18 protein-coding genes are annotated in these 18,646 nt (G+C 53.0%); 3 read left to right on the top strand and 15 right to left on the bottom strand.

What is annotated here, in order from left to right; genetic code table 11:
- Positions 1–72: 72 nt before the first annotated feature.
- Genes TERTU_RS08325 through ccmA form a run of 9 tightly spaced genes read right to left on the bottom strand, consistent with a single transcriptional unit; the run spans position 73 to position 7,435 of the window.
- Positions 73–990, bottom strand: coding sequence for a carbon-nitrogen hydrolase (locus TERTU_RS08325; protein WP_015817651.1), 918 nt, complete (start codon positions 988–990; stop codon positions 73–75).
- Between the two features lie 21 nt (positions 991–1,011).
- Positions 1,012–2,031: an agmatine deiminase family protein gene (locus TERTU_RS08320; protein WP_015817211.1), complete on the bottom strand. Its 1,020-nt coding sequence runs from the start codon at positions 2,029–2,031 to the stop codon at positions 1,012–1,014.
- Positions 2,032–2,045: 14 nt separating this feature from the next.
- Entirely contained in the window at positions 2,046–2,567 is a 522-nt protein-coding gene (locus TERTU_RS08315; RefSeq protein ID WP_015817212.1) for a DsbE family thiol:disulfide interchange protein, read from the bottom strand.
- Positions 2,564–4,597 carry a heme lyase CcmF/NrfE family subunit gene (locus TERTU_RS08310; protein ID WP_015820719.1) on the bottom strand — a complete coding sequence of 678 codons (2,034 nt, stop codon included), beginning with the start codon at positions 4,595–4,597 and terminating at the stop codon, positions 2,564–2,566. Before TERTU_RS08310 ends, TERTU_RS08315 begins: the two co-directional genes overlap by 4 nt.
- Entirely contained in the window at positions 4,587–5,054 is a 468-nt protein-coding gene (gene ccmE / locus TERTU_RS08305) for a cytochrome c maturation protein CcmE (protein WP_015819650.1), read from the bottom strand. Before ccmE ends, TERTU_RS08310 begins: the two co-directional genes overlap by 11 nt.
- Before the next feature lie 7 nt (positions 5,055–5,061).
- Positions 5,062–5,247 (bottom strand): heme exporter protein CcmD, encoded by a 186-nt coding sequence (gene ccmD, locus TERTU_RS08300; RefSeq protein WP_015819492.1) that lies wholly within the window; start codon positions 5,245–5,247, stop codon positions 5,062–5,064.
- A 34-nt stretch (positions 5,248–5,281) separates the two neighbouring features.
- Entirely contained in the window at positions 5,282–6,025 is a 744-nt protein-coding gene (locus tag TERTU_RS08295) for a heme ABC transporter permease (protein ID WP_015819082.1), read from the bottom strand.
- A 22-nt stretch (positions 6,026–6,047) separates the two neighbouring features.
- Complete coding sequence (ccmB, locus tag TERTU_RS08290; protein WP_015818355.1) at positions 6,048–6,737, bottom strand: heme exporter protein CcmB; 690 nt, start codon at positions 6,735–6,737, stop codon at positions 6,048–6,050.
- Positions 6,734–7,435 carry a cytochrome c biogenesis heme-transporting ATPase CcmA gene (gene ccmA, locus TERTU_RS08285; protein ID WP_015817293.1) on the bottom strand — a complete coding sequence of 234 codons (702 nt, stop codon included), beginning with the start codon at positions 7,433–7,435 and terminating at the stop codon, positions 6,734–6,736. Before ccmA ends, ccmB begins: the two co-directional genes overlap by 4 nt.
- 48 nt (positions 7,436–7,483) lie before the next feature.
- On the opposite strand from ccmA, the gene TERTU_RS08280 reads away from it, so the two are divergent.
- From TERTU_RS08280 to ppnP, 3 genes are read left to right on the top strand one after another with little or no spacing between them, the layout of a single operon-like run.
- A complete protein-coding gene (locus TERTU_RS08280; RefSeq protein ID WP_041590141.1) occupies positions 7,484–9,001 on the top strand; it encodes a flagellar hook-length control protein FliK in 1,518 nt (505 codons plus the stop codon).
- Positions 8,998–9,285, top strand: a complete 288-nt coding sequence (locus TERTU_RS08275) for an EscU/YscU/HrcU family type III secretion system export apparatus switch protein (protein ID WP_015820899.1) — start codon at positions 8,998–9,000, stop codon at positions 9,283–9,285. The genes TERTU_RS08280 and TERTU_RS08275 overlap by 4 nt, the downstream gene beginning before the upstream one ends.
- 38 nt (positions 9,286–9,323) lie before the next feature.
- Positions 9,324–9,608, top strand: coding sequence for a pyrimidine/purine nucleoside phosphorylase (gene ppnP, locus TERTU_RS08270; protein ID WP_015819998.1), 285 nt, complete (start codon positions 9,324–9,326; stop codon positions 9,606–9,608).
- Here ppnP and TERTU_RS08265 read toward each other — a convergent pair.
- The 6 genes from TERTU_RS08265 to TERTU_RS08240 all read right to left on the bottom strand — a co-directional run bounded on the left by TERTU_RS08265 (position 9,605) and on the right by TERTU_RS08240 (position 18,630).
- Positions 9,605–11,062, bottom strand: coding sequence for a PAS domain-containing sensor histidine kinase (locus TERTU_RS08265; protein ID WP_015820181.1), 1,458 nt, complete (start codon positions 11,060–11,062; stop codon positions 9,605–9,607). The genes ppnP and TERTU_RS08265 overlap by 4 nt on opposite strands.
- A gap of 4 nt (positions 11,063–11,066) precedes the next feature.
- Entirely contained in the window at positions 11,067–12,314 is a 1,248-nt protein-coding gene (locus TERTU_RS08260; protein WP_015819511.1) for a cyclic di-GMP phosphodiesterase, read from the bottom strand.
- 173 nt (positions 12,315–12,487) lie between these two features.
- Entirely contained in the window at positions 12,488–16,129 is a 3,642-nt protein-coding gene (locus TERTU_RS08255; protein ID WP_015819102.1) for a PKD domain-containing protein, read from the bottom strand.
- A gap of 486 nt (positions 16,130–16,615) precedes the next feature.
- Complete coding sequence (locus TERTU_RS08250; RefSeq protein ID WP_015817419.1) at positions 16,616–17,581, bottom strand: AgmX/PglI C-terminal domain-containing protein; 966 nt, start codon at positions 17,579–17,581, stop codon at positions 16,616–16,618.
- Positions 17,582–17,584: 3 nt separating this feature from the next.
- Positions 17,585–18,121, bottom strand: coding sequence for an ExbD/TolR family protein (locus TERTU_RS08245; RefSeq protein ID WP_015816957.1), 537 nt, complete (start codon positions 18,119–18,121; stop codon positions 17,585–17,587).
- A complete protein-coding gene (locus TERTU_RS08240; protein WP_015820166.1) occupies positions 18,118–18,630 on the bottom strand; it encodes an ExbD/TolR family protein in 513 nt (170 codons plus the stop codon). The genes TERTU_RS08245 and TERTU_RS08240 overlap by 4 nt, the downstream gene beginning before the upstream one ends.
- Between the last annotated feature and the right edge of the window lie 16 nt (positions 18,631–18,646).

The raw sequence follows: 18,646 nt of genomic DNA, 5'->3' as shown, positions 1-18,646 counted from the left end.
CTCCGCAATCGGGCGATGGTTTAAGCATATCACACCCATGCTGCACTGCATCATGAAATGTGAAAAACGGCGCTATTCGTTGTTATCTAGCCAGCGCCGCGTCAGGTTTCCATAAGCATCCACGCGCCGATCGCGCATAAATGGCCAAATTCGGCGGACACTCTCGGACCTTTGTAAACTCACTTCAGCGCAAAATGCCCCTTGCGCTTCGATATTTGGCGCCAAAAGAAACTCTCCCTGTGGGCCGGCGATAAAGCTGCTGCCCCAGAACTCAATGCCATCATCAGAAGTCGATGGGGATGCCTCGAATCCGGTTCGGTTGGCGACCAGAACAGGCAGACCGTTGGCTATCGCATGGCTTCGCTGGATCGTAATCCAGGAATCCCGCTGCCGCGCTTGTTCGTCTTCGTCATCATTCGGGTCCCAACCTATGGCCGTAGGATAAATCAGCATATCTGCGCCAGCCAAGGCCATTAGCCGCGCGGCCTCCGGATACCACTGGTCCCAACACACCAGCACACCCAGCTTACCCAACCGGGTTTGCACTGGTCGAAAACCATTGAGTGAATCGGTATTGCCATCACCGGGCGTAAAATAAAATTTCTCGTAAAATCCTGGGTCATCAGGGATGTGCATTTTGCGAAAAATCCCCGCTCGACCTCGTTCGCCGTCGAATACCTGTGCGGTGTTGTGGTACAAGCCGGCCGCACGGCGCTCGAACCCGGACATGACAATCACTATGTCGAGTTCTGCGGCTATATCAGCGACGATCTCTGCAGTCGGACCATCGATGTCTTCCGCCAAATCAAAATTACCAGTATCTTCCACCTGGCAAAAATACTGGGTTGCGTGCAACTCCTGGAGCACCACCAGCTCCGCACCTTGCTCAGCAGCATCGCGGATGTAATCACAGGTGATCGCCAGGTTTTCGGTTTTGCTGTTGCCCGGTATCGCTTGTTGAATAACCGCGGCGGTAATAACTTCACTCATAACAACGACTCAAGCTGGTATTTACGCAATTTGCATAGTGGCGCAATGGAGGCTACCGTGTTGCTCAACGAGCGCAGAGCAATCCACCGGCACCACCTGCAATTGAGGTAATAATTCGCGCAGCATGTCTGTTGCGCGTTCGTCTTCTTCTGCCCCGTACACTGGTAGTAACAAGGTGCGATTACAAATTAAAAAATTGGCGTAGGTCGCGGGCAACAGGCGCTGATCGACACGGCTTCGCACCTGAGGTACCGGTAATTCGACCAGCTGCCAGTAATTTCTTTCGCAGATCAAACTGAGCTGCGAATAGAGGGATTCAAGCTGCTCCGCATCCGGGTGCTGCGGGTTGCGGCCACAGGCAACTATCAGATCGTCGGCAACAAAGCGTGCAATAGTATCGATATGCCCGTCGGTATCGTCACCGGTAAGGTTGATGTTATTTACCCACTCTATACGTTCGAGCCCAAAAAGTTTTTTCAGTTCAGTTTCCAGCTCTGCGCGCGTTTTAGCTCCGTTGCGATGGGCATCAACAATACAATCAGCGTTCGCTAACAATACGCCCTGCCCGTTCACCTCAAGCGCACCGCCTTCCACCACGAGGTCGTAACTGGCAACCGTTGAGCCTAGCCAGGGCGCTAACTTGCCGGCGGCGAGATTGTCCTGGATGCAATTGTACTTGCCACCCCACCCGTTAAAAATGCAAGTGAGATAAGACCTGCGACCACCGCTAGAACTGCTTAGTGGCCCGTAGTCGCGCGTCCAGGTATCGTCATAACCCACCGAGTCGATCAAGGTCAGACGCGCCCGGGATTTTTCATCGAGCGCCAGCGATGCAGCCCACACCTTGGAGCGGGAGTCGGGCTTCACCAACATCAGCAACTGAATATTTTTATCCTGCTCGAGCAAGGTTTCAACGATTCTACCGTAGCAATCGAGTACGTCATCGAGCACATAATCCCAATCACTCCCCGCATACGGAAGCGCCATAAGCACAGCAGAAACTGGCCCATATTCTGGGGCCAGATGAAAAGATGAAGTCATGAAAAGATCGCGAACTAGGGTTGGTTAAAAATGGGAGCCAGCTTGGAACGCCACACGCGCTCATCCACGACACCCACATGGCGATATTGAATGATGCCGTTTTTATCGACTAGAAATGTTTCTGGCGCGCCGTAGACGCCGAGATCCAGCCCGAGCGAACCATCGCGATCAGCAATCACCGATTCATAGGGGTTGCCAAAGTGCGATAACCACTCCAAGGCAGCATCGTCTTCATCTTTGTAATCCAGGCCCACTATACGCACGCCCTGCTCCGCCAGCTTGTTGAGATAGGGGTGCTCGACCCGGCAAGATGGGCACCAGGTCGCCCACACGTTGAGTAGGTAGGGTTCGCCCTGCAGGCTCGCGTTGCTCACTGACGGCTCTTGTTCACCGACCACAGGTAGCGAAAACTCTGGCACCGGTTTGCCGACCAAAGCGGAGGGGAGATGACTTGGATCCAGCGAGAGCCCGCGCAACAAAAACAGCGCGAGCACCGCAAAAATAACCAGCGGGATAAAGAGCTTTAATCGTTTCACTGGGAGGCGACTCCGTCTGTCATGGCAGTGGCAGGCTGACCCTCGCCCTGCGCGTCTTCTAGACTGTCATCCGCATCCGTTACTTGTTCGCGAACTGATTGACGAGCGCGATAGCGTTTATCCGCCATGGCAATACCACCTCCAAGCGCCATCAGAATAGCGCCTAACCAAATCCAGCGCACAACCGGTTTAAAGTGGATGCGAATCGCCCAGTCGGTGTTATCCAGTTGCTCGCCCAGAGCCACATAGATATCCCGCGTAAAGCCTGCGTCTATATCCGCCTCGGTCATCACATTACCGCCGGAAAAATAGCGGCGTTTTTCTGGGCGTAATCGCGACACTTCTTTGCCATGTTTGCGAACAATAATCTCACCGACATCAGCAAAATAGTTTGCGCCTTTCACCCGAGTGACATCCAGTAGCTCATATTCATAGCCGGCAGCGAACACCGAATCACCAATCGCAATTCGAACATCCCGCTGATCACTATAGATCGTATTCAGGCTTGCGCCCATTAAGCTAAATGCGAATCCAATATGAGCAATCAACATACCGTAATAACTGGGTGACAGCTTGCTCAGGCCCGCGGTAAATCTCGGGGCATGACGAATTTTACGTTTTAAATCCGCCAAAGACGCAAAAATGACCCAGCTACCCAAGGTGATGCTTATGGCTGCAGCAATTGAATAATCTCCTTCGATCACCCCCGGGATAAAGCTGCCCAACCACAAAGCACCAATGATCGGCACGGTTTGCCAGGGCCGAATTTTACCGTAGTCGGTTTTTTTCCAGTTGAGCATAATGCCGATGCCCAAGAGCGCAGCAACTACCGCCATCAGTTTCACAAAGAAAAAATTAAACCAGGGTTCGCCAACGGAAATCTTACCTAGGTTCAACGCATCGGAAATGATTGGATACACCGTGCCCAGAAGCACAAATAACGCCGCGATGAAGAACAAGATAGTGTTGGCCAGCAGAAACGCTTCGCGGGACAGAAAGTCGAAGCCGGAAATGCTTTTAACCACTTGCGCGCGAACAGCGAAAAGAGTTAACGAGCCGCCCACCACTATTCCCAGGAACGCCAGAATAAACACCCCACGGGTTGGGTCCGATGCAAACGCATGGACAGATGTGATTACACCTGAGCGCACCAGGAATGTCCCCAGCAGGCTAAGTGAAAAACTGAAAATCGCGAGTAAAAGGGTCCAGTTTTTATAGACGCCACGCTTTTCTGTCATCGCTAAAGAATGAATAAGTGCGGTCCCGACTAACCATGGCAGTAAGGATGCGTTCTCTACCGGGTCCCAAAACCACCAGCCACCCCAGCCCAATTCGTAGTACGCCCACCAGCTGCCCAACGCAATCCCCAAACTCAGAAAACACCAGGCCGCGTTAGTCCAGGGCCGCGACCAACGCGCCCAGGCTGCGTCCATCCGCCCGGATAAAAGCGCCGCTATCGCAAACGCAAATACGACGGAAAATCCCACATACCCCATATACAACATCGGCGGGTGAATAATCAGACCTGGGTCTTGCAAGAGTGGATTCAAATCGGAGCCGTCGCTGGGAATATTCGGCAAAATGCGCTCAAACGGGTTCGATGTGGCGATAGTGAACAGGAGAAAGCCGACCGCAATCATCCCCATTACCGAAAGCACTCGCGCGAGCACATCAATGGGCAGACGGCGGGAAAATACGCTCACCGCAAGCGTCCAGCTCGCGAGAATAAACACCCACAGCAATAGCGAACCTTCGTGCCCGCCCCAAACTGCACTCAACTTGTATTGAACGGGTAACACCAAGTTCGATTGCCGGGCGACGTAAGCGACTGAGAAGTCGTCTGTGTAAAACGCGTACGCGAGAATGGCAAACGCGAGCGCAACAAACACGAACATGCCGACACTAAGCGACCGCGCAGACAGCATCCACACCAATCGCCCGTTAAAACTCCCCGCCATAGGTACAACCGAAAGACAAGTGGCGAGAAGCAGAGCAATAATAAGTGACAGTTGGCCAAACTCAGGAATCATAACTAATGCCTTTGCAGGTTTTCATATGCTCGACGCCATCGGTAGTTACCGTGTCAGCGACTTCAGGCGGCATGTAATTTTCGTCGTGTTTGGCGAGAACTTTGGTCGCTACAAATACGCCATCGTGATCCAGCATACCCGTGAGTACAACTGCTTCGCCTTCGGCAAACAGATCGGGCAAGATACCGTCATAGGTAACCGACAACTCAGAGACGCCGTCGGTTACGTCAAAATCAATTTCCAGGTTATCTTTTGCTCGTGTCACCGTCCCTGGCACCACACAGCCACCTGCACGAATGGTTCTACCCGACGGCGCTTCGCCATTGACTATTTTCGTTGGCGGATAAAACAGGTTGATGTTCTCGTTAAGTGCATAGAGCGTGAGACTGACACCCACACTGCTCACTAACACCACAAATAACACCAGAATCAGCCGTTGTTTTCGTTTTGGATGCATGACGTCCTCAAGAGTGTATACGTTTTTGCAAGGCGCGTTGCTGTGCAAGGAAGCGGCGCTTCGCTAGATAGGGGCCCAGCGCCAGGTAAGCAATTCCGGCCAGTGTGATAACGTAGCTCGCCCACACAAAAGCACCGTGCCCACTCATGGCAAACATGTCAGCGAGCGATGAAAATTGAAACTTCAGTAACATTTGCGATTCCATCTGGTTGAACGCGTCAGACGCATTATGTTGCTAGATTGACCAGTTCCTGAACCCAGCGGGTACGTTTTTCCCGCTGTAAAATTTCCAGGCGCACACGTTCCAGCAGAAGCCAGGCGTAAGTCAAATAAAAGCTGACAATCATCCAAATTAGCGGGTAAGCCATACTCGGGTGGATGCTGGAATTACCAGTCAGTTTCAGAGTTGCCGGCTGATGAAGCGTGAACCACCAGTCCACCGATTTATAAATAATCGGCACATTGATCATGCCCACTAAAGCGAGAATCGCACTGGTTTTATCGGCACTCTCCTGGTTTTCATAGGCTTCCTGCAAGGCGATCATGCCCAGATACAGGAAAAATAACACCAGCATAGAGGTTATGCGCGCATCCCAAACCCACCAGGCACCCCAGGTAGGCTTACCCCAGATTGCACCGGTCACCAACGATATAAATGTGAGCACCGCCCCCAGCGGAGCCGCAGCTTTCATCACCATAAAGGATAGTTTGATCCGCCATATCAAACCAATGGCGCCGCTGATCGCCATCACATAGTAGCCAGCCAGCGCCAGAAACGACGCGGGCACATGAATATAGATAATGCGGTAGCTATTGCCCTGCTGCGAATGAATAGGAGCGAAGCACAGGCCCCAGGCCGAACCGATAAGCAGCATCAGCACTGCCGCCGTAGCAAGCCAGGGCAGCCATGGCCCGGTTTTCTCATAAAACCAACGCGGGGAGCTCCAACGGTGGAACCATTGCCAATTCAAAGGTAAGTCCTCTTGGTCGTCATTATTGGTTTAATCCGATTCGGAGCGCACCGGCCGCCGCCAGCGGCGCCAGCAATAGCGCACCCGTAAAATACGCCCCGAGTACCGCTAACTGCCCACTAAAAGCAAAGCCTTCAATAGCGTTTCGCACCGCGCCTGTACCAAAAATGAGCACGGGTACGTAAAGCGGCATAATAATAAGCGATAACAATAACCCACCGCGCCGCAGCGCAACGGTCAAAGCCGCGCCAATAGAGCCCACCAGACTGAGCGAACCGGAGCCGAGCAGCAAGCTGGCAATCAGGGGCCCGAAGCCCGCGTCAGGCAACGCCATCATTACGCCGAGCAGAGGCGCCAACAGTGTCAATGGCAAGCCGGTAATCAGCCAGTGGACAAGTGCTTTCACCATCACTAACCAGTACAAAGGCTGCCCACTGATCGCCATTTGCTCAAGCGAACCGTCCTCGAAGTCACCTTTAAACAGACGGTCTAATGAAAGCAAGGTCGCTAGCAGAGCAAGAATCCAAATCATCCCTGGTGCGATGGGCGCGAGTACTGCAGCCTCGGGGCTAATGCCCAGGGGCACAAACACCAGTACAGACAGAAAAAAAATCGCAGGGTTCGCGATATCACCCCGATTGCGAAACGCCAACAATAAGTCGCGTTTTACGCTCGCCATCAGCAGCGTGCCCAGACCCGGTAACTGGATCATGCAACCTCCACAGGTGCGGGCGGAAAATCGGCGAGATCCAACACCCGAAAGTGGCTAATCGCCTGTAATGGCTGATGCGTTGTTAGCAACACAATACCACCACGCGCCGCGTGCTGGGCCACTACACCTTCCAGTTCGGCAACGCCTGCGCGATCGATTGCGGTAAACGGTTCGTCCAGCAGCCATAAAGGCGCCTCACTGATATACAAACGCGCCAGGGCAACCCGCCGGTGCTGACCGGCAGACATCTGACTGCAGAGTACATCTTCGTAACCACCTAGCCCAACGCTGGCAAGAGCAGAAGTTAAAATATCGCGATCAGGTAAATTATCGTGGATCAGGCTTTTGCGTCCATTTAAACCAAAATACCAGCTTAAATTTTCCAGTGCTGTTAACGACAGATTGACCGCCGGGTGGTGCCCCAGATACAGCAAATTTTCCCGTAAACTGGCCGAATTCAGGCGCCACGACACCTCACCCCGGGTTGCAGGCAGTGTACCTATGATAATTTTCAGAAGCGTCGTTTTACCGCGGCCATTCGCCCCTGTAACCTGCACGATATCGCCGGCAAAGAAATCTGCGTTCAACGACGCGAACAATACTCGCTCGTCGCGTTCACAGGTAAGATTAACTAGCGATAGGCCTTGTTGTTGGTTATTTTCTGCTGCCGCCAATGTTACTGAACCCGGTAAACACATGTAAGGGCCGCTATTATAAGTAGGAATCCGCTTTATTTTCATTAGTTTATGGATCTACCGCCTCTCATAACGCGCATTATTAACGCACGCACACCAATCACGAGCCCGGCTAAACTCGAGCTGGTGTCATTGGCCGAATATGCAGGAAGCCAATTATCTGTGGTTGCCGAGGAGGTAACGCCACTGCAACCTCAGCTGCGGCAACAGTTACTGGCTCAGATTGCACAGTGGGTTGCGCAGTCCAAAATATCACCAGCTTTGGCGCAACAGATACAAACCGCGCCCAACCTTCTCGCGGCGAAGCTGCAAACGCAGAGCCCACAGAACCTTATGGAGCGCCTAAACCCCGTCGTTCAGCAACCTATTGCAACCCTGCTCGCCATATCTGCGACACCATTACGCGCCGGCGCCCCGCTGAGTGTTCGTATTGGTGTCGAGGGGATGCTCCACCTCTTGCCGATGGGCGTGACTGAAACATCCAATGCTCCCGCCGCTTTGCTCGCGGGGTTGCGTCAGTATCGGTCCTACAGCGAGCCCCTCGCACAGCCAGTCCGCTTGCTGAGTGACATTCAACAGCATTTGTTGAAAATTCCGACGGAGCACCGTACTGCTCTGCTCTCGCCACGGCTGGAAGGCGCCGTCGTAGCCTTACTACAACAACCTCCGACGGCAGGTACCATCAATGCAACGCAGTTAGAACGCCTATTCCGCAGCAGCGGACTCTACCTGGAAAATAATTTAGCGCAGCTGGCCTATCGCCAGCCGGCGGCAAAAACTGAAACAGCGTCCCACACACCACTAACCAGTGCGGGCAGGATTCCCGACCTGAAACAGGCGCTGTTAAGCGTGTTTAGCAGTGCGACTCAGGAAGCAACACGACTTCAGCAAACGGCGTCCACCCCACCGCAAAGCCTGAGTGAGGCGCTCGCCAGTGCTGGCGCACGCATAAAGCAATCGGGGCAGTTACTGCAGTATTTACAACAGCTGACAGGTCAGACTGGTCTGAACACCGCCATGTTCGCCAGTGTTATCGCAAAGGTCAGCCCAGACTTGCCTCGCCAGCTTGCCGCCTTGATTCAAGCCGCGGCCGCTCTGGGCCTGGCTCGAATCAGCAGTAACCAATTACAACAGCTAAGCCGGCACAGCCAGGAGCCGGGCGCATTGATGCAATCCCAGGTAGAGTTTTTTGTGCGCGCGGGTGCCGAGCAATTGATGCCGGTAAACCTCCACATAGAAGAAAGACGCGCCCCACCGCAAGACGATACCGACCAGAAAGAGTCGCGCAAACGCAAATCCCAGCATACCTATTGGCGAGTGTTTATGGAGCTGACTTTGCGCGATAACAGCCAACTGGCAACCGAAATAACCTTTCAGGATGAACGATTGAGAACCCGTATGTGGAGCGATTCGAGCCACCTGCAACAACGCGCAACGGAACAACTTGATCAACTTCAGGCACGGCTGGAAGCCAGCGGCATTCAGATTGACGGCATGACGGTAGAGGCTGGACCTCCGCCAGCGCAACCGCGCCAAACGGTACAACAGCTAATTGATGTGAGAACATGAAACCAGAACAACCCACCAAAGCCGTAGCCCTTTTCTACGACGGGGAGTCTGCACCTACAATCACTGCCAAAGGCAGTGGTGAGCAAGCGGAAGAAATTTTGCGGATTGCCCGGGAAGCAGAGGTTCCGCTGTGCGACAACGGGCCTCTGGTAGAGTTACTGAGCCAGTTAGAGCTTGGCGATAGCATTCCGAAGGAGCTTTACATCGCAGTCGCCCATATAATCGCTTTCGCTTATCAATTGGATCAGCGTGCTAGCGCACCTGACCGCGAAATCCCGCTATAATCGCCGCCCCATTTCATAGCCTCAGTCTGGAGCACTCTATGTTGACAGTGAACGAATATTTCGAAGGTAAGGTTAAGTCGATTGGTTTCAGCCCTGCTGGCCTGCCAGCCACCATCGGCGTGATGGCGATTGGCGAATACACCTTTGGTACCGATTGCCGAGAAATCATGACCGTAGTGAGCGGCGAGCTAACGGTGAAACTGCCCGAACAAGCGGATTGGCACACCTACATTGCCGGGCAGACGTTTGAAGTTGAAGCCAACCAAAGCTTTGACTTGAAAGTTGCGGTAGAAACAGCCTACCTTTGCCAGTACGATCGTTAATCCAACACCGATGATTGCGTAGGCAACCGCACAGAAAAACGGCTGCCTGCGCCGTACTCGCTGGCGACCGAGATCTCGCCGCCAAGAATCTCCACCACATCGCTCACTAGCGCCAAACCCAGCCCCGTCCCTTGTATACCCTGGGTGTTGCTCTCTTTCACCCGCTGATAAGAATCAAACAGCGAATCCAGCTGATCTGCGGGGATTCCCATTCCGGTATCCGCCACCTCAATCAGAAATTCTTCGGCACAATCTTCCATAGGCGGCTCCACATCCAGTGGCTGCACAACAACACTCACCTGCCCTTTTCGCGTGTATTTCACGGCATTGGAAATCAGGTTAATTAAAATCTGCCGTACTTTGTGAATATCGCTGGCCACTGTAAATTCAGGCGGGCACTGAACCTCGTAATGCAGCTTTTTCATTTCCGCCAGATAGTGCATTTGTTCATGTATTTCATCGAGCACATCCTGCGGCCGAAACAGGGTAATTTCTGTGGTCATTTTACCCGCTTCGATTTTAGAAATATCCAGCGTGTCTGAGATCAACTCATTGAGCTGCATACCGCCTACCTTGATCCCCCGCAATGCTTTGAGATCCCGGTCTTTAAGGTTCTCCGCGTTGCGACACAAGAGCAGATCGGAGTAGCCGACAATCGCGTTCAACGGAGTACGCAATTCGTGAATCATCTTTGCGTAAAAGTCGCGCCGGGCCTGAGCTCTCGCCACGCTGGCCTGCGCTTGCGCCCGTTTCACCTCAGACACATCGAAGACATAGCCGATCACACTTTGCCCGACAGGTGAAACCAACGGGCTGAAATGCCAGTTAAACCAGAAATCGTCTATCGCCACTTCCACTGGCGCGCGTAAATTTTGCGAATCCACAATTTGGGCACAGATCTCGTTGATATCCCGTGGCATTATCCGCGCGTGTCCCTGGTCATCGAAACCGTGCGTCATCATCAGGTGCTGCATGGCCGGGTTGCAGAAAAGCATTTGTCCAAACTCGTCGAACTCCACAATCGCCGCCGGATTTTTATCGACAAAATCGGCAAACTTCTGCAGCTCCGCAAAACTGTAATCCTGCTGTTCGTTGCGGTGAAAACGGACTACGAAGTGACCATCTGCCGTCACAGGCAAACGCGCCGTGCGGTAGTCAACACTGACATAGTCCCCTTCTGCCGACAGCCAAAAACTGCTTTTTACAGTCGTTGAGTCGGCATCGCGGCAAATTGGACAATCCTCAGGCGCGTGGTGAAGCCGCCGCGTCGAAATACAAATTCGGTCGTGTGCCATTTGGCCGATCAACTGTTCGGCGCGCCAGCCAAGTATGGTCTGCGCTTGTTCAGAGATGGCCAGAATGCGTCCGTGCTCGTCCAATACAATGGAGCCATCAGGCCAATAGGTGAGCCAGGCGTTTGGATCACTGGGGATATTAGTGACAGGTTTAACCATTGCGCTATCCCGGTACCGTTGCTACCAAGCGGCGGGCTGGATCATCGTCCGGACTCGACGGGTCGAGTACGCCAGTAATTGAACGCTCATTGGCCGATTCCATACTCAGATCCACGCGCAGAGCGCTGCGCAATGGCCGACTGTTACTGTCGTATTCAATTCGAATAATGGGGGTAAGGTGGGAGTTCGGATTGATTTCCTCCACCACAGCTTTCTCACCCGTATTCAGGCGCACTGCAGTCGTTACGGGGTATACCCCCAACATACTGATTAGCGATGCCACGCAAGGTAGCGCAAAGCGACCTTTCTCTGCGTGCATATAGAGGACTCTCAGTGCTTTGGTAGGCAGCATACCCGGCTTGTCGTTTAAGTGATGCACCCACTCATCGTAAGTGTTTACCACGGTAAGTATATGGCTGGCCGGATGTATCTGGTCGCCTTTCAATTGTTTCGGATAACCAGAGCCGTCGTTCATCTCATGGTGCTCAGCGATGATTCGCCGACTTAAAGCATCTATGTTGGCGCTGTCCAACATCCGCAAGCCCAACTCCACGTGCGACTGTGCCAGGCTGCGCTCCGCCGCGGTGTAATCTGAACGCTTGCCCATCAAGTGCAATGGAAGCTGCATCCAGCCACTGTCATGCAGCAGCGCAGCAACACCCAGGGCGTGCATTTCCTCTTTCGCCAGCCCGGTGACGGCAGCGAGATTCAGGCATAAACAAAACGAACCAAACGCGTGGTCAACCAGCTTTTGCGCTTTGCCGGTGAGGTGTGCAAGCGTTTGCAGCGCCTGCTCATTGCGTTGCAAACTCTCCAGGGTTTTATCCACCAATGGCGCCATTGCCTCACCGTCCACCGGCAGGTTGCGCTCGAGTTTTTCGTTGATGCTGCGCACCGTATCTTTTACTTCTGAGCGCAGCCGTAGCGCGATGGCAAGCTCTTTTTTGAAGCCAGGTGACAGATCGTGTGTCTGCGTCGGTGCTTGCAGCTCGCTGGCGTTAAGTGGCTGGGTTTCTGTAACCGCACTGACAGGTTCGCTTGCCACCTGCTGGGGGGCGCTGCCGCGCTCAAGGTCGATCGTCACCAACTTAACGCCAGCGGAACGCAGCTTGTTGATATCGTGGCCACTGGCGATCATGCGGCTGTGCTTAAAAAATGGACTTTGCATCCACGGAATATCTAACTCCACGACAAACATTCCCGGCACCAGCTGGGCCAAAGGAATCTGCTGAGTTTTACGATTAGCACTCATAGATTGCATACAGGCGGAAAGGAAATTTTCCCATAAGTATAGTTTCCCCGCGCCACAACTCTTTATACGTTTTTCTTATCAAGGCTTTCCATACTCAAGGCACCGTTCAGGGATGAGACACCAAAAAAAACGGCGCCATAAGGCGCCGCAAATCATGGAAAATTCCGTTGCTGTCAGGGGTGAGCTTCTGGCTCTTCACAGCTCAGCACGATGCTGGTCTGGAACATAAAGTTAGACTCAACCGTGTGGCGCTCGGCGAAGAACAGATCGAAACTATAACGACCGCCTATTTCGATGCCCAATTGATCAGCGACATCATCCAGTGCAATAGATTTTTCCTGTACACCGTGAACACCACCAATATCAATTGCCCGGCGGCCGTTAATGTAGAGCCACAGATCATCATCACCACGGAACACGAATTTTTCGCCACCCAGGTAATCGAAATACAGGTGTGACTCCAGCGTGAAGTGGTAGTTATGCTCAAACCCCGGCGTCAAACCCCAACCCAAATCATCGATTGGGAAAAACGCTGAATTCTCGTAGGTCCAGATATCCGTTCCAGGCGTTCGCTGGATTTCCAGCGACATTGGCAGGCGCAGGTTCACGTCTTCAACATCGTTATACCAACTGGCAAACGCGTTAGGGCCGTTGGTCGTTTCGGTGCCGCGGCGGCCGTGCGCGTAGACTGGCTTACCATCCTCGCCCAGCCATTCGGTGACAATCCCGCGATCGCTCGCAATGTTGTACTCAAAGTCCGGGTGAGAAGATTTAAAGTCACGGATCACCACCGGGAAGCTGCGCGAGTCCACGCCAGACATGTCACAGGTGGGCGGCTCATTTACAGTGATCATTACCGTGTCCGGCTCACTATTCCATTCGCCATCATTTACAACCAGCTGCACCACATAATCGCCAGGCAAGTCGACCGCAATTCCAGTCGCTACAGATTCCGGCGCGATCAACTTAGCAGCGCTGCCATCAGGCGTTGAAATTAAACTCCAAGAGAACGCCAACGGCTGCATTTCCGGATCGTAGCTACCACTGCCATCGACAGTGAGCATTCCCTCTTGGTCTACAGTGCGATCTTCGCCCGCGTCAGCAACCGGTTTCGCGTTGCTGGTGCTCAGCACAACCATATCTGCCGAACTTTCTACCAGGCCATCGCTCACCACTAAGGCAAACATGTAATCACCAGAGGTGTCCACCAATACGTGCGGCTGCATTACAGACGCGTCACTTAGTTGTACCTGGGCTTCTGCCGGTGCGGAGACGAGTGACCAGCTATATGTCAGTGCATCGCCATCCGCATCAAAGCTGCCACTACCATCAAGACTCACTGAGCTACCCACGGAGGTTGACAGGTCATCACCCGCGTCAGCGACCGGTGCGGTGTTCGCTAATGACACATTGATACTCACTGTGTCCACATCGCTTTCACTGGTACCGTCGCTCACAACCAAGGCAACGACGTAGGCGCCGGCGACGTCCGGCATAAACTGCGGTGTAACACTGGTCTCATCAGCCAAAGTCACGCCGCTAGTCACGGGCAGTTCAACAAAGTACCAGCTGTAGGTTAGAGGATCGCCATCCAGATCTGTACTACCAGAGCCGTTCAACTGTGCAACATCACCGGTTTCCAGCGCCTGGTCCAAACCGGCGTCCGCAGTGGGTGCGTGATTGACCGGCGATGGCGAAGGTGTTGGCGTTGGTGTCGGTTCTGCGCTTGGCTCTGCACTTGGTTCAGTACTGGGCTCCACAGAAGGCTCAACACTGGGTTCAGCGCTAGGCTCCACTGAAGGTTCGATAGACGGTTCTGCACTCGGCGTAACAGAGGGCTCCGCCGTTGGTACCGGGGTCGGCTCAGCTGTCGGCGTGGGTACCACAGACGGCACACTTGATGGCACCGGCGTAGGCGGAGCGATTGACGGCGTTACTGAGGGGGTCGGCGTGGGCGCAACTGTTGGGGCAACCGATGGTGTCACGGATGGCACTATGCTCGGAGTAACAGAAGGTGTCACGCTCGGGACCACCGAAGGCGTCATCGTTGGTGTTATTGACGGCGCTACTGAGGGTGTCACCGATGGTACGACACTCGGAGCAATTGTAGGCACAATGGAGGGCACCACTGACGGCATCACGCTTGGTTGTACGCTGGGTACCGGGGTTGGCGTCGGGCTCGGCGGGTAGCTCGGCACAACACTGGGCTCCGGCGTCGGCTGAACCCCAGGGTCATCGCAGACAATGCGGGAGCCATCGACATCTTCAACGTAGTCGTCTGAATATGGGGCGAAAGGATAATCGAGACCAACATGAGGCTGAGCGAGCGCCAACTCTGTGTATTCTGTTCCAGCTTTGGCTTTAACCACGGGTAAACGGCTGTCCGTCTGCGGGTTATATACCCAGATACCGTAAGCACTCTCGATGCTGTTCGCATCTGAATCCGCACGACAGAAAGCGCTGACACCAGCGTCGACTTCTGTACATTGCGCCCAGCTCACCAAAAGGCGCGAAGATCCATCGCGATAAGGCGCAACCGCAGAGTACCAGCCAGGTAGTGATGCCTGATTAGGGAATAAACCAACACTATCGGCAATCACCGGCTCGAGTGCCATGTTGGCAAATACCACTCCGCTCGCAACGTCGTTCGGGCTTTGCAGTTCCATAACATTGCCGCCGAGAAAACCATTGTAGCGATGCTTCAGCAAGGTGATCAGCTGGCCATTCTCCGCCTGCACTAATTCTTGTAAATTCAGCATGGCCTCATCGGAAGCGCCAGTATCTACAGTATTGTATAAACGCTGCAGTTCACTGCCATCGGCGGCGATGCGCAAAATGCTGTAGTGGTTGGAGGCCAGGGCCGGGCCGAATGGCGTGTCCTGGGTGTAGGCGCACAGCTCCGAGTTGGACCAGGTGGCGGGCGCTTCAATACCCGCGGGGTAATCGGAAGCAAACAGGTTAACCGCAGCGGTTTGGCTGCGCGTATTAGCCAGCACCAGATCACATTGGGGCACCAACTCGTAACTGCGACTCCAACGCATGAACGCAACGCGACCGTCCTTCAGGCTCGCAGGCTGGGTATCATGGTGGTTGCCGTAGGTCAGCTGTACAATATTTTCGCCCTGCAAAGTCATCGCGTGGAGTAGCGACGGTTTTTCGCTCGGGCTGATCTTATAACAGTTTTCTTCTGTGTCCTCGGGCAGGGTGACATCAGAGGGATGATCCGGGTTACCGGCCGCGCGGTCAGTGGAAAAAACAATGGTTTGCGTTTTTGTATAGGCGGGGTTGGTGTCCTGACCCGCGTTGGCGATAACGTTGTCCGCAATCAAACGCCTTACTTCGCCGGTTTCAAAACGGTATTCGTAAATGTTCCAAGTATTGTCGGTTGGGTGATCGAGAGGACCGTGGGCCGCAAACAGCAACGTTTTTCCGTCATAGGAGGTATTCAGGTTTTTTACGTCGTAATCCGGCGAGCCAAAATACGCGGCCAGAATGTCGACGCTTTGCCCTTCTATATCCAAACTGGAGCGCAGCATCAACTTTGCGCCAGGTTCGAATTCATAAGGCGCGACCACGTCTAGCGGGGTCGTAGTGTCGCTGCTAAGGCTTTTCTGTAACTTATCTGCCGTTGCGTCTACAGTCTTTTCGCTATTGCGTGAGATAAAAACAAACTGTGTATCCGCAATAATCGCATTATCGTCCTGCTGGAGCATATTTTCCTGCGACTCTCCGTCGCTGCCCGAACATGCCGCCAGTAATACAGCGCTGGAAACCAGACTGAATCGCACTAATGACAATTTAAATTGCTGAAACATAAGATTCACTCCACGAGCTGGGTTCGAGGCGAATGCATTAACCTCATGCGATTACCCCAAAACTCGCTGCCACCCATTTTAGTACTTTTTAATTAACCAATTATTTAATCCACTCATACTCAAGCCGCGCAAGCGCCATCAAATAAGTAGATTCTCATGACATAGTGGCAGAAGGGTCGAAGAATTTTCGGTATCGCATCCCAATCGTCAGATGCCAACCGACTCACTGCTGCATTTTTACCCAAACTGTGGCAAAGCCAACAATGAATTTGTGAACCAGTTTTAGGCTATATCCGCGTGAGAATTTTGTGATAAGCAGGCGTGTGGCAGAGCAGTAGCAAAGAAGAGCTAATAAACTGACAGAATCTGTTTAGACGCGAAAGGTTCTCGCCAACAGCAAGTATTGATCATGTTTTAGGCGCATTGACATTGGCGCATTAGTATTAAAAAGTGCGGTAGCGGCCATCCCTGCGCCGCCGACAATTGTTAACTAGGGAAGAACAGAAAGTCGTATTCGACTATCGCAGGCGACACTTCACGGGCGCCAAAATTTAGTGCGCGAATTTTACGCAGGATTTCACTTTCCAGAGTGGCAACCCCGAGCTCGCTGCCCAACAATTGCAAATTCGAAATTGAACCATCTGGCTCGATCACCAATTTAAACGTAAATTTGCCGCCCAACTCAGGATTGTCCACCAGCGCTTTTTGGAATATTGCGTCGACACTGCTTTTTGTGCGTTCCAGCGTGCGCCGAATTGATTCCATATCCCGCTGCCCTTTTTTATTTGAGCGGTGAGTCGCCAAGGTGCTTATTGGTAAATCCGCCGAGCCAACACCAGCAATTTGTGTGGAATTATATTCTTCCAAGCCAGCCGAATCGCCGGAAAGCATTGAATCATCCACGGTTATGCCGTCGCTTCGCTTCACAGCTCCGTCCTTGCCGAGGAATTCACGATTACTCTGCTTCGCTTCTCCTTGCGTATTGCTGCTGACGTTTCTGCTTTGCAAACTGGCGAGATTTAACGATCCACGCAACGCCGTGAGTTGACTCGACAACGCATTGAGCCCCTGCGAATCCGCCATCGCATTTTCGCTATCCTGCTTTACTGCCGGGCCCTTTTTCTTGGCCACCTTTGGTTGCGCTCGCGCTTGTTGCGGCTCTTCCTCGATTACTGGTTTTGCTGCTACCGGTTGCGCCAGCTCTACGGGCTCGGGCGTTGGCGGCGGCAGTGGTTCTTCCAATGGCTCCAGCATAACCTGGGTTACAACAGGAGGCTCGCGCTGCGCCTCGTAAGATAACTCAAACACTGGGAGCCACGGAATAACCAGCATCATCACCAGCACAGGAATTAATATCCGTTTTAGCCAGCGCTGAAACGCTTTTTCCTGCGCTTCGTCCTCCGCCCAAGGCAGGCGAATATCGAGAGCAAGCGGCTGAACAGCAATAGTCATTCGCTAACCTCCCGCCGTGATCGAAGCTGTATCAAAAACCGGGGCAGCCTGCACATCAGCTGCCACTCGGTTCACTGCGAGTGAAATATTGCGGAACCCCTGTTGGCGACAGGTTTGCATCACGCTCTTAATTAAATCGTAGGATGTGTCTTTGTGGCCCATGATCGTCAGGCTGAGGCCGTTTTCCTGTTGATACGCATTAAGGTCACCCAGCTTCTCTTTGTGAGCCGTCAGGCGTGCTTGCAGCGGCTCGATAAATTCGTCCGGCGCCGCGAGAATTGCGTCAAGATCAATCACCTGCTCATCGCCAAGCCATAATTGGTACTCGCCAATTTTAATCAGCAGGTCTGCATGAGGGGCTTTACCTGAGCTGGAGTCCGGCAATTTGACAAATTTTGCCTGTTCAATGGTTTGGCTGTCGCCTGAGTTTAAGAGCAAAAAGAACACCAGAATGGTAAAAATATCCATCAGCGCAATAAGGCTTAATTTCGCCTGCGGTGGCTTGTTTTCTCGTGGGACAAATACACTCTGACCGATCACGGCGCATCCCCCAATGAGAGTTCTGGAAACAACTCGATTTCCACAACACTGGCCGCTACTGTTGTTTTAAAAGACTTAACGGTTTGCATGGTGCTGATCAACGTCTGATATGGCAAATTTTTCGCAGAGCGCACAACTGCGTTTCGTTTTTCCGGAAGCTGGCGTTTTACCTCCTGTAAAACCTGCGACAACATCAAGTAATCGTACCCTGTTACTTCATCACCAGATTCCAGCACGTCAGTTTTGAGCGGTATATCTTTAAGCACAACATCCGTTGGGTACACCACCTGAAAGCCGGTATCGGTAACAATAACCTCCAACTGTGACTGTGACTCGTTGCTGTTGTATGCGCCACCAGTCAGATCTGGCAGCTTCACATCAAGCACTGTGATTTGGGTGAACGTCATGCTCAGCAAAAGCACCGGAACCAGTACAATCATCAGATTCATGAACGAGGTGACGTCCAATTCAGAATCGTCTGTGCCTTTATAACTAAATCGACCAATCATGTTAGGCCCTCACCAG

The sequence above is a fragment of the Teredinibacter turnerae T7901 genome, assembly GCF_000023025.1.
Lineage (GTDB): Bacteria > Pseudomonadota > Gammaproteobacteria > Pseudomonadales > Cellvibrionaceae > Teredinibacter > Teredinibacter turnerae_B.
Note: the sequence above shows the minus strand (reverse complement) of the source record. Positions and strands in the feature narration are given on the sequence as shown.

Bases quoted from the DNA above. Each gene is read 5' to 3' on its own strand.
- ccmA (WP_015817293.1), bottom strand. From the start codon at position 7,435: ATGTGTTTACCGGGTTCAGTAACATTGGCGGCAGCAGAAAATAACCAA.
- TERTU_RS08325 (WP_015817651.1), bottom strand. From the start codon at position 990: ATGAGTGAAGTTATTACCGCCGCGGTTATTCAACAAGCGATACCGGGC.
- TERTU_RS08240 (WP_015820166.1), bottom strand. From the start codon at position 18,630: ATGATTGGTCGATTTAGTTATAAAGGCACAGACGATTCTGAATTGGAC.
- TERTU_RS08280 (WP_041590141.1), top strand. From the start codon at position 7,484: ATGGATCTACCGCCTCTCATAACGCGCATTATTAACGCACGCACACCA.
- ppnP (WP_015819998.1), top strand. From the start codon at position 9,324: ATGTTGACAGTGAACGAATATTTCGAAGGTAAGGTTAAGTCGATTGGT.
- ccmB (WP_015818355.1), bottom strand. From the start codon at position 6,737: ATGATCCAGTTACCGGGTCTGGGCACGCTGCTGATGGCGAGCGTAAAA.
- ccmE (WP_015819650.1), bottom strand. From the start codon at position 5,054: ATGCATCCAAAACGAAAACAACGGCTGATTCTGGTGTTATTTGTGGTG.
- TERTU_RS08310 (WP_015820719.1), bottom strand. From the start codon at position 4,597: ATGATTCCTGAGTTTGGCCAACTGTCACTTATTATTGCTCTGCTTCTC.
- TERTU_RS08265 (WP_015820181.1), bottom strand. From the start codon at position 11,062: ATGGTTAAACCTGTCACTAATATCCCCAGTGATCCAAACGCCTGGCTC.
- TERTU_RS08260 (WP_015819511.1), bottom strand. From the start codon at position 12,314: ATGAGTGCTAATCGTAAAACTCAGCAGATTCCTTTGGCCCAGCTGGTG.
- TERTU_RS08255 (WP_015819102.1), bottom strand. From the start codon at position 16,129: ATGTTTCAGCAATTTAAATTGTCATTAGTGCGATTCAGTCTGGTTTCC.
- ccmD (WP_015819492.1), bottom strand. From the start codon at position 5,247: ATGTTACTGAAGTTTCAATTTTCATCGCTCGCTGACATGTTTGCCATG.
- TERTU_RS08250 (WP_015817419.1), bottom strand. From the start codon at position 17,581: ATGACTATTGCTGTTCAGCCGCTTGCTCTCGATATTCGCCTGCCTTGG.
- TERTU_RS08275 (WP_015820899.1), top strand. From the start codon at position 8,998: ATGAAACCAGAACAACCCACCAAAGCCGTAGCCCTTTTCTACGACGGG.
- TERTU_RS08320 (WP_015817211.1), bottom strand. From the start codon at position 2,031: ATGACTTCATCTTTTCATCTGGCCCCAGAATATGGGCCAGTTTCTGCT.